This window comes from Algoriphagus ornithinivorans, from assembly GCF_900115305.1.
In the GTDB taxonomy this organism is placed as follows: domain Bacteria; phylum Bacteroidota; class Bacteroidia; order Cytophagales; family Cyclobacteriaceae; genus Algoriphagus; species Algoriphagus ornithinivorans.
Genome location: NZ_FOVW01000004.1, coordinates 90,278 through 106,036, shown reverse-complemented (window position 1 = coordinate 106,036; position 15,759 = coordinate 90,278). Strand labels below are relative to the sequence as shown.

Genomic DNA, 15,759 nt, shown 5'->3' with positions numbered 1-15,759 from the left:
ACCTAATAATTTCGACAAATCAGATGAAGGCAGGAAAACCACTCATTCTATTTTTGTTATTGATTCTAAATGCTTCCTTAACCTATTCCCAAACAGGCAGTATCAAAGGCATTGTCAAAGATGCTGACACAGGTGAGACTTTGCCTTTTTGTAATGTTTTTATCAATAATACCACTATCTCCACCGTCACAGATATGGATGGAGCTTATTTATTGGAGAACCTGGAGCCAGGGGCTTTAGAACTGAGCTTTTCCTTTTTAGGCTACCAAGCCGAAACCAAAAAAGTCGGCTTGAATCCCGGAGGAATATTGACGGTAAACCTAAGTATGAGGGCCTTGGAAACGGAGCTTTCAGATGTAGAAATCAAAGCAAAACGAGATAAGAATTGGGAAAGGGATTTGAGAAAATTTCAAAACCTGTTTCTAGGAAATGATGCAATAGCATCGCAGGCAATTATTGAAAATCCTTGGGTGGTAGACTTTCCTGAGGTAGCTGATAAAAACAGCTTTCAGGCCTCCACACAGCTCCCTCTCGAAATCAACAATAATTATCTAGGGTATAAAATCACCTTTGACTTAAAGGAGTTTTTCAATACTCCCACCAATTATAAAATAGCAGGGGCGGCAAGATTTGAGGAGATGAAACCTGAGTCGGAAACCCAGCGCAAAACTTGGGAACAAAACCGTGCCGACGTCTACAGAAAGTCCCCTCAGAACATGTTCCGGGCTATCATCAATGGAGAGCAGGAAAGGGAAGGCTTTTTCCTTTATGGAGATAAACCAGGAGGCTCTCCTTCTCTCAACATGCGCTCAGATATTTTTGCGAATGAATTGGGTCGCTCGGTAATCCCTTACAAAACTGATCAAATGGTGGTGCCCGCTGACAAGCCAGGGGAATATTGGATTAATCTGAAAGGCAGAATTGAGATTCATTATCAAAAAGGATATACACAAATCAACACCTACAAAGATGCCCCATATCCGGTTTCCTGGCTGGAGGTAAATGGAGGAAAAGTTCGGGTTCGGGAAAATGGATCAATTCTCAATCCACAGGACCTGGTTTTCTCCGGAGATATGGATAGGAAAAGGATCGCTACTATCCTACCCTTAGATTACGATGCTGAGAAAGCCATACAACTTCAAAATTTAGAAAGAACTGCATCTAATTTTCAGGAGAAAGTCTACCTGCATACGGATAAACCTTATTACTATGCTGGAGATGAGGTGTTTTTCAAGGCTTACTTTAAGTATGGAAATCCTTACCTAAAAGAGGAATTGAGCAAAGTCCTGCATGTGGAATTATTGAATTCTACTAGGGACTTTGTCATTGAGAAAAAATTCAAAATTTTTGATGGAGTAGTAGTGGGAAATTTTTACCTACCGGATAGTTTATCGGAGGAAAAATATTTCCTGCGAGCCTACACCAACTGGAATAAAAATTACGGCCCGGATCATTACTTTATTAAGACCCTTCCTGTTTTAGGTCCTTTTGAGAGGCTTAATGCTAAAGGGGAACTGACCCTGGGCTCGGAATATGTTCAAGTCAATACCCCTAAAAATAGCTATGGCCCTAGGGAAAAAGTAAGCTTGACTTTGACTCTTACCGATAAAAATCAAAAGCCAATTCAAGCCAACTTATCGGTATCAGTTTTAGATCAAAGTTTGGTGTCCCCTATGGAGGATCCTGCTAAAATCAAACAGACTTTAGTCTTGGATGAGATTCCAGAAAGCATCAAAATTGATCGCTTTTCCTATCCAGTAGAAAAATCCCTATCCCAAAAAGGAAAAGTACTGGACGAAAAAGGAAAAGGAGTACAAAGTCAGGTAACTGTTTTCATCAATGATTTTGAAGGAATTGTAGATCTAGAGTCAGATCGAAATGGGGATTTTTCTTTGGAGGAAATGGAATTCTACGGTCCTATGAAGATTGCAATTCAGGCTCAGGACAAAAAAGGAAAGAACATTTCTAATATTCAGTTGGAGCCGGAACTGAATGCACCTGTCTCTTTACCAAAAAACAGCATATTTCCTCCGATTGAAAAAAGTGATACACCTATCCGGGAAATCACTCTCCGCGAAAGAGAGCAGGAATTGGAACCTGTATTGGTAGAAGATAAAAAAGCGACCAAGACTGAGGCTATTTATGGAAATGCTGACTATGTGGTTAGCGGTGATAAAATCATGGCAACCGGAAATTCAGTTGATTTAGTCAATAGCTTGGCAGGGAATGTTCCGGGCATGCGGGTAACCCTAGAGGGTGCCTCTGGAAGACAGCAAATACGTTTGAGAGGTGGAGCTACTTCAGTAAGCAGCTCCATGGAACCCTTGGTCATGATCAATGGTGCAATTATGGCCAGTACAGGAAGTTCAACTGCCGCAGACAACCTTAGAAGTATCAATCCCAATGATATTGATAGAATTGAGGTCGTTTCCAGAACTGTATCTATGCTTGGTGATCAAGGAAGAAATGGAGTAATAGCTGTTTATCTCAAAGAAGGAAATCAAAACATCTCATCCCCTTTGATGCCTTCAGTAGGCTTGTCCCAATTTGTGATCGAAGGCTATGAACCAGTCAAGTCCTTCTTTTACATGGATTATGAACAAGAAAAAGATTTCAGCGGGAAGGATCAAAGACAAACACTTTACTGGAATCCTTACCTAGTAACTGATGAATCCGGAAAAGTTAGCATCAGTTTTTACACCAATGATCTAGCTGGCCCGATGACTGTGGAGGTGAGGGGTCTTGGAATCAATGGAGAGCCGGTTTCCGGAACTTTCATCATCAATCCCAAATAGTTATTTGGTTGGTTAATCCTTAATTTTGCACATGCGTCAATTCATCCTGCTTTCTTTTTTAATTTTTCTCAGTCATTTTGGATACTCCCAAACAAGTGTTGGGTTTAGAGCTGGCTATGCGACTTCCTCTTATTCATACAGGCCTGCAGCAAATTTTCGGGCTATCAGCACCGAGAGTGTAGGTAAGCCCACTTTTGCCTTGGTCGTAGAGCATTTTAATTCAAAAAACGCTGGGATTGAACTGAATATCCAATGGATCACTTTAGGCTTTCAGCAGGTCAATGGAGAAGATGAGCCCATTCTAGTCAATAGGACAGAGTTTGAATACTTGAAATTCCCATTACTAGCCAGTTTTTTTGCCGGAAGAAGTGGGAGATTTCAAATCAAAATGGGCCCTCATTTTGGTTATCTGATGAAAGCTAATGAGGTTCAAAGGCAAATCAGCAACCCTAATACACCTGTGATTCCCACTTATGGGGGAGCCGACGACAAGCCGAATCGATTTATGTATGGACTTACCGGTGGAACAGGGGTTTCCAAACTATTTGGCAAGAGCACTATTTCGGGAGAGGTTCGTTTTTCTTATGACTTCACCAATCCTGAGAGTCAGGACAGGATTTTCGACATGAATTCTACAAATTTAGAGTTTTCACTCGCGTATTTGTTTAGAGTAAGAGATCCTAAGACTAAGAAATAGACGATTCAAGTAATTGGTTTTCAACCTTTTTAAAAATCTTAATTTTTTTCCTTTCGTTCTGTCATATATTCCTCTCTTTACCCGACTAAAGGATGTAAATGAATCGGTCACAGCTCGAACATATCTTAAAGCTTCATCATCGGGAAGCCTATATCTGGGCAAGGCAATGCTGTCAATTTGATGATGAACTCGCTAAAGACATGCTTCAGCAATCTTATCTCAAAATCCTTGAAGGAAAAGCTAAGCTAAAAGATGCTACTAAGGTTAAAACCTGGCTTTTTTCAATCATCCGATATACTTGCATAGATTCATTGAGAAAAGGAAATAGACTGCAGGCCTTAGGAGAAAAGGATGATTTTATAGAACCTGAAAAGGATACAGAAGAATTGAATTTTGAGGCAATTCTCAGCCAACTTCCGACAATGCAAAGAGAAGTCATTACTTCGGTTTTTTACCACCAAATGACCATTGCTGAAAGTGCTGAGATCCTTCAAATCAGCCTTGGAACGGCCCGAACTCATTACGAGCGCGGAAAAAAGAAACTCAAAGAATTAATCTTAAAATCCCAAATACTGGAATATCATGGAAAATGATCAACTGATAGAAGGCTTTTTCTCTGAAATGAAAAAGCAAGATCAAAACCTTCCTATCCCTGAATTCCCTGAAACAAAGGTGAGTACCTTTAATTGGTGGTTCCCAATGGGAATAGCTGCATCCTTACTCGTTGGAGGATTATTATGGTATCAACAAGAACCAGCCAAAGAAGCGCCCAATGAGGTAATCATCATTTCTCTTCAAGAGAATGAATATCAGCAGCAAACATTGATTATAGAAGAAAAGGCATACATCGATGTTTGGGAGTCAAGCACCTCCTCATTACTAACAGAATTCTAAGCTAAACCAACTTACCTATGAAAAACCTATTAATCATCCCCCTTTTCCTGCTTTCTTCTATCATGATGGCCCAGGATATTTTCAAAAAGAATTTATACTCGGCCGACCAAATCATGGAGGCACGGGAGAAAATCAACCTGACTGATGCCCAAGCCACTAAGATCAAAAAAATCCATGCAGAAAATGCTGGAGAATTCTCTACCCTAAAATGGGACTTAGATGAAGCCAACGCCAAATTGGAAAAGATGCTTCAATTGCCTAAAGTAGATGCCTTAGCTGTTAATAAACAATTAGACAAGGTATTACAGCTCGAAAATCAATTGAAGAAAAAGCAGCTGAGCTCTTTGGTTGCCATCAAAAACGAATTGACAGAGGAGCAAATCAAACAGATGGGACAAACTCGGGTGTTAGGCTATTCCAGTATTAGCCCTTCAACTTCTGTACGCGGATCAATAGCTAGTGGACTTCGTGGTACTGGACAAACGAGATCGGGCCAATCTGCATATAGTACCTATTCTGGATTTTCTCCAAATTCGAAAGTGAATGTGGTAGTGGCTGGGGAAGCTAGCAGTGATCAACCCCTTTTTGTCATCAATTCAGATGCAGGAACTATGGAAAAGTCTTCTATGGAGCAGCTTGATATCAATCCTAATGATATTGAAAGTATCACTGTGCTGAAAGGTAATAGTGCCACAGAAGTGTACGGAGATAAAGGCAAAAATGGAGTAATCATTATCACCCTCAAAAAGGGAGCAAAGGTTAAGATTAAATAATCAGGCAAGACATAAAGTAAAAAAGGAGGCCATTCAGCCTCCTTTTTTTATGCTCACAACCCTCAAAGGATTTAATTAACAATCAATTCAAAAACTTCCAACTGGCTTTGTGATTTTTGTATAGAGGTCTTCCAGTCACTTTCGCTCTTAAAATTTCCACGGGCATGGTATTTTGCTGCATGATCATGTCGTGAAAGGCTTTCTCATCCATTTTTCCGGAATCCACCATTTCTTTTCTCAAGGAATAAAACTCCAAAGCACCAATCATATAAGCAATCTGATAAAGCGGTCCGTAGCTTCCTTCAAAAGACCTCCTTACCTCTGCCTCGGCGTTGGCATATTCATGACCAACTCGATTTACCAATAAATCAATACATTCCTGAGGTGTCATTTTTCCTAAATGATAGTTGAGAGAAAAGATAATCCGTGCGCAACGGTGCATTCTCCAAAACAGCATACCTACCTTGTCTTTTGCATCTCTCGGAAAATCTCTATCCCATAGGACAAATTCCCAATACAAGGCCCATCCTTCCGTCCAAAATGGAGTTCGGAATAAACGCCTGTGAGTCATGTAGCGCTGATTCATAAATTGCTGCAGGTGGTGTCCGGGAATTAATTCATGCTGAACTGTAGCTCTGGAAAAGTGAGGATTATTTCCTCGCATAGACATCATTTTTTCCTCATGACTCATTTCGGAGGTAGGATAGGAAATCTGAATCACCTCTCCCCCCAAAAAGAAGGGACTTACTCGCTGCCTTTCTGCAGAAATCATGGATGTTCTCCAGGTTTCTTTGGCCAATTCTGGCACGGTAATCCAATCATTTTTTTCCATGATGTCAATTGCCTCATTGCCCAATCTTACTACTTCTTCCGGCCAAGCTCCTTCGGGTAAATAGGTTTCTTTGACCATCTCCAATGCTGCTTTCCAATCATTCCCAAAACCCAATTCATTGGAGGCTTTGAGCATTTCTTTTTCACACCAGGCAAATTGCTTTTCCGCTTCAGCAATCAACTCCTCAGGAGTATAAGCGATCATTTCAAAAGCCAATTGATTTAGCAGAGCTTCTCGCCCTATAGGTTTTCCGATGATCCCACTTCCATCATCCTTCACTGAATTGGTATAATGCTCTCTCAAGGCTTTGGCATAGGCCTTCATGGAAGCATCCAATCTCTTCCAAGGCTCAGGCATCCACCAAGTAAATTGCGGATCATAATCATAGTAAAAATTATAAGCCTCTCCTACCACACGGTTTAAGCTTTCCACAGCGGAAGCAGCCAAATCGGCTTTTTGCCAAGAATTGTACTTGGAGGTAGTCGGTAAAGTCTTTAATTGCGTATCAATTTGGTTGGCTACCTGATTCCAGCTTGCTGCCAAAGCTTGAGAATTGGGTTGCTTGGCTCTTCTTCTATCCACTACGAATGCATGCAAAGGACTGCCGAATTCAACCACGTTTTTGATCGCATCAAAATCCCTTTTTTCAAGTTGTATTTCTGCCAACTGAGTCTCGAGATAATTTCTGAAAAGCACATAGTCTATTTTACCATCCTCAGAGAATGCCTCGTAATTGTAGCTTTGTAAAGCATCCAAGTATTCCTGATTGAATGCTTGCATGCGTTCAAAATATTCATCCGAAAGTCTATTGGTATATAATCGCCCCAGTGCTCCCCTATCCGCTTGATAGGTGGTGATCATATTGGCCAATTCTGTGGCCTGCACCCAAAAACTAAAGCAAACAAATAGAAAAACTAAGAGTGTTTTTTTCATAATAGAATTGAGCTTGGTGGTTCAAAGTCTAAAATACCAAAAAACTCCAAGGTTACTATTTAAGTTTAACCACATAGGCATTTTTAAAACCGCATAGGAACGATAGAAAACATAGAATTAGAAACGATCCAATTTTTCAAAGTATTTATTGATAAAAGTCTTTTGGCCTTGCTGGAAAAGGTTAATCACATTAAAATTGATCAAGGATACCCTTAGGGGCTCTCAGAAGATTCATGTAATTCATTAGCTGGGCTTGGTGAATAGGCAAAATCTCATTAACTGACTTGAGTTCTAGAACCAAAACTCCTTCCACTAAAAAATCACATCTTAACAAGGTTTCTAATTGCTGACCCCGATAAACTATTGGAACTGATAGTTCCGATTTATAATTAATAGATCGATAGTCAAACTCTGCGATAAGGCATTGATGCTAAACACTTTCTAAAAGACCAGGGCCTAAAAACTTATGTACATGAATTGCCGCGCCTAAAACTTGGTAAGTCAGTTCGTCTAAAGATTTCTGGGTGTAGTTCATACCCCCATTAAATTAAAATAAAAAAAATTAGAAACGTAGTTTAAACTATAGTTTTTAGTCTATGATTTCTATGATCCCTATGCGGTAAAAATTTTTTCTTCATTGAGATCAGAACCGAAATAAATACCCGCCAAGGTCTTTGAAAGTATTCTTTATGCGAGTAGAATCCACAGAAGTTTTCTCCAAGTATTCCTCCCAACCATTCGCATCCTTCAAGTCAAATTTCACCTCCACCAATTTCTCCTCGGCAAAACTATTCATCCCCCGCTTTTCGTCTACTAATCCCAAATAACTGTTCTCCGAAACCCGGTAAATCTTAGCCCAACCTTGATCTGCAGACAATCTCAAACCCAGTTTTTCGGTCATAAAAATCTCCATAGGAAGCATATCCTTGTAATAAAGCCAAGTGACTGAGCCATAAAAATTCAAATTCGACCCCAATTTGGTTGACTGAGGCTCTAGGCTCTGCAATTCGGGCATTAAAATTTCATTTTCAGGATGCTGAAGAAACATTTCAAATTCCAATAAATAGCCTTCCGGATCAATCGCTACAAATCCATCATGAGCCCCTTCTGGGTTTTGTTTGAGTGTATATTTTACAGGAATATTTTCCTTCTGAACATGCTCATACCATGCCTCTAAATTATCGGTCAATAATGCCAAAGCCACCGATTTAGCTTCCTGACCAGAATATTCCGAATCGGCCACACTTTTCAGAACCAAGCGGGAATCTCCTGCTATCTGAAAAGTAGCAGAGCTTGCATTCTCCTCCAGTAGCTTCAAACCCAATTTTTCGGCATAAAAACCTTTTGCTTTATTCAAATCTTGATAGAACCAGATCAACTCCTGTCCCTGAATCTGAAAATCTTCCAAGTCCCTGAATTCAGAATTTTCAGCCAACAAATCATTTATTTTTGATGAGGGATAGCCCAAAAGTCTACCGAAACGCCGACTCAAGTCCCTGATTTCTTTTTCATCTGAAGTAGATGCTAGCCGCTTTTTCAAATCCTCATAGTTTGATAAGGTCGTTCCCTTGTACAAAATCAGAACTTCTTTTCCTTCTGCTATATCCTGAGGAAACAATTTCGTTTTAACTAACTCTGATTCTCTGAAAAAACTAATTTGATATTTCTCTGCTAATCTCTCTGCTTCGGGCATAAAAAGATCCATTTCTGCCTTAGACATCAAAGGGCCTAAAGCCAAAGGCTTGACATCCGCTGCCACCATTTCGGCAAACGCCTCCACTTGACCGGATTCTTTGAGAAACTCGCGTTTGGTACAGGAAACTGATACAAAGAGTAAAACGAAAAAGGCTAAACCACGGAGTCTAAAATTCATTTGGGTGCTTTGTTTTATTGTGCAAGATAAAGCTAGTAAGAAAAACTTTTAACCTTCACTGCATCCATCCTTCACTTTTATGCATCTAAGGATTATAATCTGCAATACTAAATTCTTACAACATAGTAAAAATCAAATTATTAAATTGTTTTCCCGTACTAAACCAAAATTTACATTCCTTTATACTAAACCCTAACTCTTTTTATGGAACTCATTATTCAAAACCTCTCCAAAACTTACTCCAATGGAGTGAAAGCTCTCAATGATATCTCTCTCACCATCCCACAGGGAATGTTTGGATTATTAGGTCCAAATGGCGCTGGAAAGTCAACTTTAATGCGTACGATAGCTACTCTTCAGGATGCTGATGAAGGAAGCATTTCTCTGGATGGGATTGATGTACTTCAGGATAAACAGTCGGTAAGGGAACGCTTGGGATATCTCCCTCAGGATTTCGGCTTATACCCTAGAATCAATGCTGAGACTATGCTGGATCATATTGCGCAGATGAAGGGAATTGGAAATAAATCTGAGCGAAAGGAGCTGGTAGCTTCACTATTGAATAGGGTGAACTTGTATAAGGATAGAAAGAAAGGCTTAGGGACTTACTCTGGAGGTATGAGACAGCGATTTGGAATCGCTCAAGCACTTGTTGGAAACCCAAGTCTGATCATAGTTGATGAACCTACAGCAGGATTAGATCCATCTGAAAGAAACCGCTTTTACAATTTACTTTCCGAAATCGGAGAAAATACTATCGTGATTCTTTCTACACACATCGTCGAAGATGTAAATACCCTTTGTTCCAATATGGCCATCATTTGCATGGGAGAATTACTGATGCAGGGAAAACCCAAAGATGGCTTAGCTATGGTACAAGGAAAAATTTATAAAAAATCCATTGATAAAAGTGAATTAGATCAATATCGCCAGGATTACCATGTGATCTCTACCAAGCTTATTGAAGGCAAATTAAGCTTGCGTGTGGAAAGTGAAGCAGCTCCCGGAAATGGTTTTGAACCAAGTCAGGCAGATTTAGAAGATGTATACTTCAGCTTTATTTCGAAAAAAGTAGATCCTATCACTATTTAATCTTGCGCTATGTTTAAGGACATCTTTCTTTTCGAATTAAAGTACAGATTTACGAGACCGGCAACATGGATTTATTTTCTTTTATTATTTGTAGTTGCCTTGATTCTAATTGGAACGGGGAACACTCCGGCTTCAGAAAAGGTATTTCATAATGCCCCAATTGTAATCGCCAACCTCCTATTATTGATCTCAATTTTTGGGATTTTAATTGCGTCAGCGGTAATGGGAGTACCCCTTTACAGGGATTTGGAGCATAAGACAGCTACCTTTATGTTCAGTTATCCTATATCCAAATTTGGCTATTTCATGGGAAGATTTTGGGGTTCATTTTTGACCTTATTATTCATTTCTTCTGGAGCCTTGTTGGGGGTTTATCTGGGCAGCCTTTTGGGTCCAGCATTCGGAACTGACGTAGAGCGATATGGTCCTAATTCCTTGGTGAATTATTTACAGCCTTGGTTTACCTTATTGGTTCCAAACCTTTGGTTGGCCGGATCCTTATTTTTCTCATTGATTATTTTCACTAGGAATATCCGCTCCATTTATACAGGAGGAATAGTGATTTTTATCGCTTACCTATTAGCAAATTTTCTGGCTCAGGATATTGAGAACAAAAACATTGTCCAACTGATCGACCCTTTTGGCCTCAACTCCTTTGCCTATGAAACTCGTTACTTAACTCCTTTTGAGCAAAACAGCTATTTTCTTCCTCTTGAAGGAAACCTATTGTTGAACAGGTTGCTTTGGATGGCGGTAGGCTTAGTGTTTTTCGTAGCCTCCTATTTTAGGTTTAGCTTCAATTATTTTTTCCAAACTTCTCAGAAGAAAAGCAAGGAGAAAGAAGTAAAGGAAAAAGGATTTATTCAGGGAAAAATCGAGTCAGTCTCAGACTTTTCCAAGGCCTATCAGTGGAGCAGTTTAAAAACCTTGACCAAAATCGAAATCCAAAATATTTCCAAAGATGTTTATTTCAAATCCATCTTATTGGGTGGATTGATATTTCTGATATTGGATTTTTGGATTGGAATTACTCTTTACTCTGTGCCAAACCTTCCATCCACCAGTTTTTTGATGGAGTACAAAACTTTCGATTACAACCTCTTTGTGTTCATCATAATCGTGTTTTTCACCGGAGAAAGTTTACACAGAGATAAAGCCACAGGCTACTCTGTAATCAATGATACTTTCCCTGTTAAGGACACGGTAGTCATTGCCTCCAAGTTTTTGGGAATGGCATTCATCTGTCTGATTTTAACTACCATCCCAATTTTTGTGGGCATCATTGTCCAGACTCTTAAAGGGTATTTCAATTACGATTTAGGAGTCTATCTCACCGACTCTTACTTGATTGGGTTACCGGATTATTTGCAAATGGTCATGTTGGTGTTTGCCGTTCATTTGGTTGTCAACAATAAGTTTGCCGGGCATGCAGCCGCTATTGGAATTTGGTTGGTGATGTTAATTCTTAGAGGATTTGCAGATTATAATTTCAATCTGTTTTTCTATAGCTATAAACCAGGTTATACCTGGAGCGACATGAATGGCTTGGGGCATTTTGGAGAACCTCTTTTCTGGTTCAATATATACTGGACTGCCTGGGGAATATTCTTGGTTTTATTCTTCAGCATTTTCTTCTCAAGAGGTACTGAAAATTCTTTCAAAAGCAGATGGAAAACAGCCAAATCCAGACTTTCTAGCCTAGCACCAAGAGCCTCATTCGCATTTCTCCTTTTGGCAATTTTATCAGGAGCCTATATCTACCAAACTGTCGTTTATGAAAATGGCTATCTGACTCCAGAAGAAGGAACAAGAAGGCAAGTAGCTTATGAAAAGCAGCTAAAGAAATATGAAGGCATCCCTCAACCCAAATACACCAAAGTAACTATTCAAGCAGATCTTTATCCTTTGGAGCGTGATGCATACTTCTCAGCAGAGGTGGAACTGGTCAATAAAACTGAAGCTCCAATAGACTCAATTCATTTTAACTCTACCTCTTTGGATGATTTCAAGGTTGTTTTGAATGGAGATACCTTAACTCATCGCTTTCCATTAGAATTCAAGCCGAGATTATTTCAGATTTTTGGTAGAAAACCGGAAAGAGAATGGTATAAAATTACTGCTTTGCCAGAGACTATGATGCCTGGTGATACTTTGAGTTTTACCATTATCAGTAAGGCAACCAATCAGGGATTCCCTAATTCTGGTTATGGACGTGAACTGGTTTATAACGGAACTTTCTTCTCAGGGGGTATTCCAGAAATTGGCTATAATTCACAAGCGGAAATTTCCTCTGATGAAGACAGAAGAAAATACGAGCTTCCCGAAAAACCGGAGGATCTGCCACCTCACGATGATCCTCAGGGTAAAAGAACCCTTTTGTTTGCGGACGATGCAGATTTCATTCAATTCGAAGCTGTAGTAAGTACCATTCCATCACAGATTGCTGTAGCTCCGGGTTATTTGCAAAAGGAGTGGGAAGAAAACGGACGAAGATATTTCCATTATATTCAGGATACTCCCATTCAGGCCTTCTTCACCTTTGTTTCGGCAGAATATGAGGTATTGAAAGACGTTGCTGAATTACCGGATGGTCAGAAAGTAGATATTGAAATCTTTTATGATAAAAAGCATGCTTACAATCTCGACCGCTTCCTTCAGGCTTACAAAGATGGGCTAACCTATTTTTCGGAGACTTATGGGAATTTCCAGTTTAGGCAAATGAGATTATTGGAATTCCCTCGCTACGCAGGATTTGCTCAGTCCTTCCCGAATACCGTTCCCTTTTCCGAAAGTTTTGGATGGGTTGCCGACTTCAAAAATCCTGATGACTTCGATTACGTCTATTACGTGACTGCGCATGAGTTGGCTCATCAGTGGTGGGGACATCAAATTACCCCCAATTATACCCGAGGTTCCAATTTGACTTCGGAGGCCTTGGCGGAATTTTCTGCACTCATTCTCACAGAAAGAAGATATGGGAAAGACAATATGAAGCGATTCCTCAAAGACGAACTAGACGACTATTTGAGAGGTCGATCAAATGAAAGTAAAAAAGAGAACGTTTTCATCAACTGTAACAGACCTTACCAATGGTACAACAAAGGTAGCTTGATTCTTTATGGCTTACGGGATCTGATAGGTGCGGAAGCAATGGATTCGGCTTTGTACAACTTCAATAAGGAATTTGGTTTGAGGCAAAGCCCTCCTTTCCCGGGAAGTTCGGATTTATACAGACATCTTAAAGCAGTTACACCTGATAGCATTCAATACTATCTAGACGATACCTGGAATAAGATCACCTTGTATGATAATAGAGCAGAATCTGTGAGCACCAAAAAGTTGGGAGATAACGAATATGAGATTACTCTAAACATTCGCTCTCAAAAGCTCTATGCAGACGAAACAGGAAGAGAGTCCAATGCTGAATATCAAGCTGATTACATTGATATAGGTGTGTTTGCAGCGGAGGATAAGGATGAAAATGGAAGAACGCGAGTTAATCCACTCTATATCCAAAAGCATAAAATCAAACCTGGAGCATCCACAATCACTATAAAGGTAAAAGGAGGAGTACCTGTGAAAGCAGGAATTGACCCTTACAATAAGCTGATTGATCGAGTTCCTGATGATAATACAACTTCTATTTCAATCTGATTTAAAAGAGGCTGTCTCAAAAGTGCAATTTGTCACATTGAGCGAAGTCGAAATGTAGGACACAACGATAGACATGGCCTTCGACTCCCTGCCTGCGTCAGGCAGGCGCTCAGGCTGACACTAGAGCTATTTATGAACCAGCCTCTTTTAGTTTCTTTTTCGTCTAAAATAAGAAGGTGTCTCCCCTTGGATTTTTCTAAAAGCCCTATTGAAATAGGATAGATTTTCAAACCCTACCTGAAAGGCAATTTCTGCAATTCCCAGCTCCGTTTCTTCCAAAAGCTTCAATGCTTCATTTACCCTCAATTGATTGAGGTATTGGGTAAATGTTTTTCTCGTTCTCAATTTGAAAAATCTACAAAAAGCTTCCTTACTCATCGATGCCACACTTGCTGCTTCCTCTAGCCTTATAGTCCGGTTTTTGTTTTCCAGTAAAAAGCGCAAAATAATGTCCATCCTACTGCCATCTTTCTCCGACAAACCCCAGTTCAATTCAGCATGATTCAAGGGGCTTAGATCATCTTTTGCTTGCTCTAAAACAGCTAACATTTCCCATCCTTTCTGAAATCGGAACAGTCCATTGCAGCTTTCAAATTCCTCTATCAATCCAGTTAACTTATCTCTACAAGCCCCTAACACCTGAAAACAAGCTCCCTTGGTTTGGCTTAAGCTTCGCAATCCCTGCAAGTCTTCTACCTCCAAAATAGAATCCCCTAAAGCCTGAAAATCAAAAAACAGGGTATTCCCGGCAGACTTTAAATTCGAATCCGCTTCAAAATATTCTGGATCACTCCTAAATACATGTGGCACATTTTCTCCCAAAAAAAAGATATCTCCCGGCTCAAACCTTCCCACGTAATCCCCGCTTAAAAACTGCCCTTTCCCTTCTAGAATTAAGGTGAGTTGTAGCTGGGGGTGTTGATGCAACTTGTCATAAAAATGATTTCCACGGTCTTGTTGAAACCGGATAAACTCCTTTTGGGATTTAGGTATCTGAAAGGAAATTACTTTTGACATTGAAATATTAATATCTGATTATCCGCAATCATGCCAGTTGCCTTATTTTCCTTGCTTGACAGGTTGGAAGACCGAAGCTTCCGGATTCTGATCTTTTCAGCAGACAAGAAGCCGAATTTTTGTCAATAATGGTAAGAAAGCGGATATCCATAAATTAATATCAAATTATTCAATTGTGAATTAATAATCTTAAATATAATCAATATAGTATCAGTATAGATTAATCCTGTAAAAGTCTTTCCACTTGCTCTTAGCTACCTTTGATCCAATAAAGATCAAATATTTACAGCATATGAATTGGAAAGGCGTTTTTCCCGCAGTCACTACCAAGTTTCACAAAGATGGATCCTTGGATATGGATTTATTCTTTAAAAATCTGGATTTCCAATTGGAATCCGGGGTTCATGGAATTATTCTGGGAGGAACTTTGGGAGAAAGTTCTGTTTTGTCTCAGGAAGAAAAAATACAACTGACAAAAGAAACTGTTCAATACATTGGAGGAAAAGTTCCTGTAATCCTGAATATCGCAGAAGGGGCTACAAGAGATGCCATAGCTTGGGCAAAAGAAGCAGAAAATCTAGGAGCATCAGGTCTGATGATCCTGCCTCCTATGCGTTATGCAGCAGATGCCAGAGAGGTAGTTGCCTATTTCAAGGCAGTTGCTAATTCTACCCAGTTGCCTATGATGATTTATAACAACCCGGTAGATTACAAGACTTTGGTAACGCTGGACATGTTTGAAGAATTGGCGGAATGCGAAAATATCCAGGCAATCAAAGAATCTACAAGAGATATCTCAAATGTCACCCGTATGCATAATCGCTTTGGGGACCGATTCAAAATTCTATGTGGGGTAGATACATTGGCAATGGAAGAATTGCTAATGGGAGCAGTTGGCTGGGTTGCCGGTTTGGTTTGCGCTTTTCCAAAGGAAACGGTGGCTGTTTATAACTTGATTCAAGAGGGTAAAATCGATGAAGCCAGAAAAATTTATCAATGGTTTTTACCTTTATTGGAACTGGACATTCATCCGAAACTAGTTCAGTATATTAAGCTAGCTGAACACCATTGTGGAATAGGTTCTGAGCATGTTCGTGCTCCTAGACTAACTCTAATTGGGGAGGAAAGAGAAAGGATAGAAAAAATCATTTTGGATGGAATACAAAACCGTCCGAAAATATAGAAAGGAAATAAATTAG

Annotated in this window: 12 protein-coding genes; 8 read left to right on the top strand and 4 right to left on the bottom strand. The window is 39.7% G+C overall.

Going from position 1 to position 15,759, the window contains the following annotated elements; all coding sequences use genetic code 11:
* The first annotated feature begins 23 nt into the window (after positions 1-23).
* The 5 genes from BM073_RS06760 (at position 24) to BM073_RS06740 (ending at position 5,159) form a co-directional block, all read left to right on the top strand.
* Positions 24-2,795 (top strand): carboxypeptidase-like regulatory domain-containing protein, encoded by a 2,772-nt coding sequence (locus tag BM073_RS06760; protein ID WP_091652324.1) that lies wholly within the window; start codon positions 24-26, stop codon positions 2,793-2,795.
* A 31-nt stretch (positions 2,796-2,826) separates the two neighbouring features.
* Positions 2,827-3,492 (top strand): outer membrane beta-barrel protein, encoded by a 666-nt coding sequence (locus BM073_RS06755; RefSeq protein ID WP_091652322.1) that lies wholly within the window; start codon positions 2,827-2,829, stop codon positions 3,490-3,492.
* A 98-nt stretch (positions 3,493-3,590) separates the two neighbouring features.
* Positions 3,591-4,085 (top strand): RNA polymerase sigma factor, encoded by a 495-nt coding sequence (locus BM073_RS06750; RefSeq protein ID WP_091652319.1) that lies wholly within the window; start codon positions 3,591-3,593, stop codon positions 4,083-4,085.
* The gene (locus BM073_RS06745; protein ID WP_091652316.1) at positions 4,075-4,386 is read left to right on the top strand and encodes a hypothetical protein; all 312 of its coding nucleotides are present in this window, start codon (positions 4,075-4,077) and stop codon (positions 4,384-4,386) included. Before BM073_RS06750 ends, BM073_RS06745 begins: the two co-directional genes overlap by 11 nt.
* Before the next feature lie 17 nt (positions 4,387-4,403).
* A complete protein-coding gene (locus BM073_RS06740; protein ID WP_217643097.1) occupies positions 4,404-5,159 on the top strand; it encodes a Spy/CpxP family protein refolding chaperone in 756 nt (251 codons plus the stop codon).
* A gap of 82 nt (positions 5,160-5,241) precedes the next feature.
* On the opposite strand, the gene BM073_RS06735 is transcribed toward BM073_RS06740, so the two are convergent.
* From BM073_RS06735 to BM073_RS06725, 3 genes are all read right to left on the bottom strand, one after another.
* Positions 5,242-6,924, bottom strand: coding sequence for a DUF885 family protein (locus BM073_RS06735; RefSeq protein WP_091652314.1), 1,683 nt, complete (start codon positions 6,922-6,924; stop codon positions 5,242-5,244).
* A 190-nt stretch (positions 6,925-7,114) separates the two neighbouring features.
* Complete coding sequence (locus tag BM073_RS18220) at positions 7,115-7,318, bottom strand: GxxExxY protein (RefSeq protein ID WP_245756386.1); 204 nt, start codon at positions 7,316-7,318, stop codon at positions 7,115-7,117.
* Between the two features lie 249 nt (positions 7,319-7,567).
* On the bottom strand, positions 7,568-8,797 hold the full coding sequence (locus BM073_RS06725) for a VOC family protein (protein WP_091652311.1): 1,230 nt from the start codon (positions 8,795-8,797) through the stop codon (positions 7,568-7,570).
* Between the two features lie 204 nt (positions 8,798-9,001).
* Here BM073_RS06725 and BM073_RS06720 point away from each other — a divergent pair, with 204 nt between their 5' ends.
* Both BM073_RS06720 and BM073_RS06715 read left to right on the top strand, forming a co-directional pair.
* Positions 9,002-9,889: an ABC transporter ATP-binding protein gene (locus BM073_RS06720; RefSeq protein ID WP_091652309.1), complete on the top strand. Its 888-nt coding sequence runs from the start codon at positions 9,002-9,004 to the stop codon at positions 9,887-9,889.
* Positions 9,890-9,898: 9 nt separating this feature from the next.
* Positions 9,899-13,543 (top strand): ABC transporter permease/M1 family aminopeptidase, encoded by a 3,645-nt coding sequence (locus tag BM073_RS06715; RefSeq protein ID WP_091652303.1) that lies wholly within the window; start codon positions 9,899-9,901, stop codon positions 13,541-13,543.
* A 147-nt stretch (positions 13,544-13,690) separates the two neighbouring features.
* Here the strand turns inward: BM073_RS06715 and BM073_RS06710 are convergent, their stop codons facing one another.
* On the bottom strand, positions 13,691-14,560 hold the full coding sequence (locus BM073_RS06710; RefSeq protein ID WP_091652300.1) for an AraC family transcriptional regulator: 870 nt from the start codon (positions 14,558-14,560) through the stop codon (positions 13,691-13,693).
* Between the two features lie 292 nt (positions 14,561-14,852).
* Between BM073_RS06710 and BM073_RS06705 the strand changes: the two genes are divergently transcribed.
* A complete protein-coding gene (locus BM073_RS06705) occupies positions 14,853-15,743 on the top strand; it encodes a dihydrodipicolinate synthase family protein (protein WP_091652298.1) in 891 nt (296 codons plus the stop codon).
* The last annotated feature ends 16 nt before the right edge of the window (positions 15,744-15,759 follow it).

Excerpts from the sequence above, each read along its gene's own strand:
- BM073_RS06760 (WP_091652324.1), top strand. The coding sequence starts at position 24 with ATGAAGGCAGGAAAACCACTCATTCTATTTTTGTTATTGATTCTAAAT.
- BM073_RS06755 (WP_091652322.1), top strand. The coding sequence starts at position 2,827 with ATGCGTCAATTCATCCTGCTTTCTTTTTTAATTTTTCTCAGTCATTTT.
- BM073_RS06750 (WP_091652319.1), top strand. The coding sequence starts at position 3,591 with ATGAATCGGTCACAGCTCGAACATATCTTAAAGCTTCATCATCGGGAA.
- BM073_RS06745 (WP_091652316.1), top strand. The coding sequence starts at position 4,075 with ATGGAAAATGATCAACTGATAGAAGGCTTTTTCTCTGAAATGAAAAAG.
- BM073_RS06740 (WP_217643097.1), top strand. The coding sequence starts at position 4,404 with ATGAAAAACCTATTAATCATCCCCCTTTTCCTGCTTTCTTCTATCATG.
- BM073_RS06735 (WP_091652314.1), bottom strand. The coding sequence starts at position 6,924 with ATGAAAAAAACACTCTTAGTTTTTCTATTTGTTTGCTTTAGTTTTTGG.
- BM073_RS06725 (WP_091652311.1), bottom strand. The coding sequence starts at position 8,797 with ATGAATTTTAGACTCCGTGGTTTAGCCTTTTTCGTTTTACTCTTTGTA.
- BM073_RS06720 (WP_091652309.1), top strand. The coding sequence starts at position 9,002 with ATGGAACTCATTATTCAAAACCTCTCCAAAACTTACTCCAATGGAGTG.
- BM073_RS06715 (WP_091652303.1), top strand. The coding sequence starts at position 9,899 with ATGTTTAAGGACATCTTTCTTTTCGAATTAAAGTACAGATTTACGAGA.
- BM073_RS06710 (WP_091652300.1), bottom strand. The coding sequence starts at position 14,560 with ATGTCAAAAGTAATTTCCTTTCAGATACCTAAATCCCAAAAGGAGTTT.
- BM073_RS06705 (WP_091652298.1), top strand. The coding sequence starts at position 14,853 with ATGAATTGGAAAGGCGTTTTTCCCGCAGTCACTACCAAGTTTCACAAA.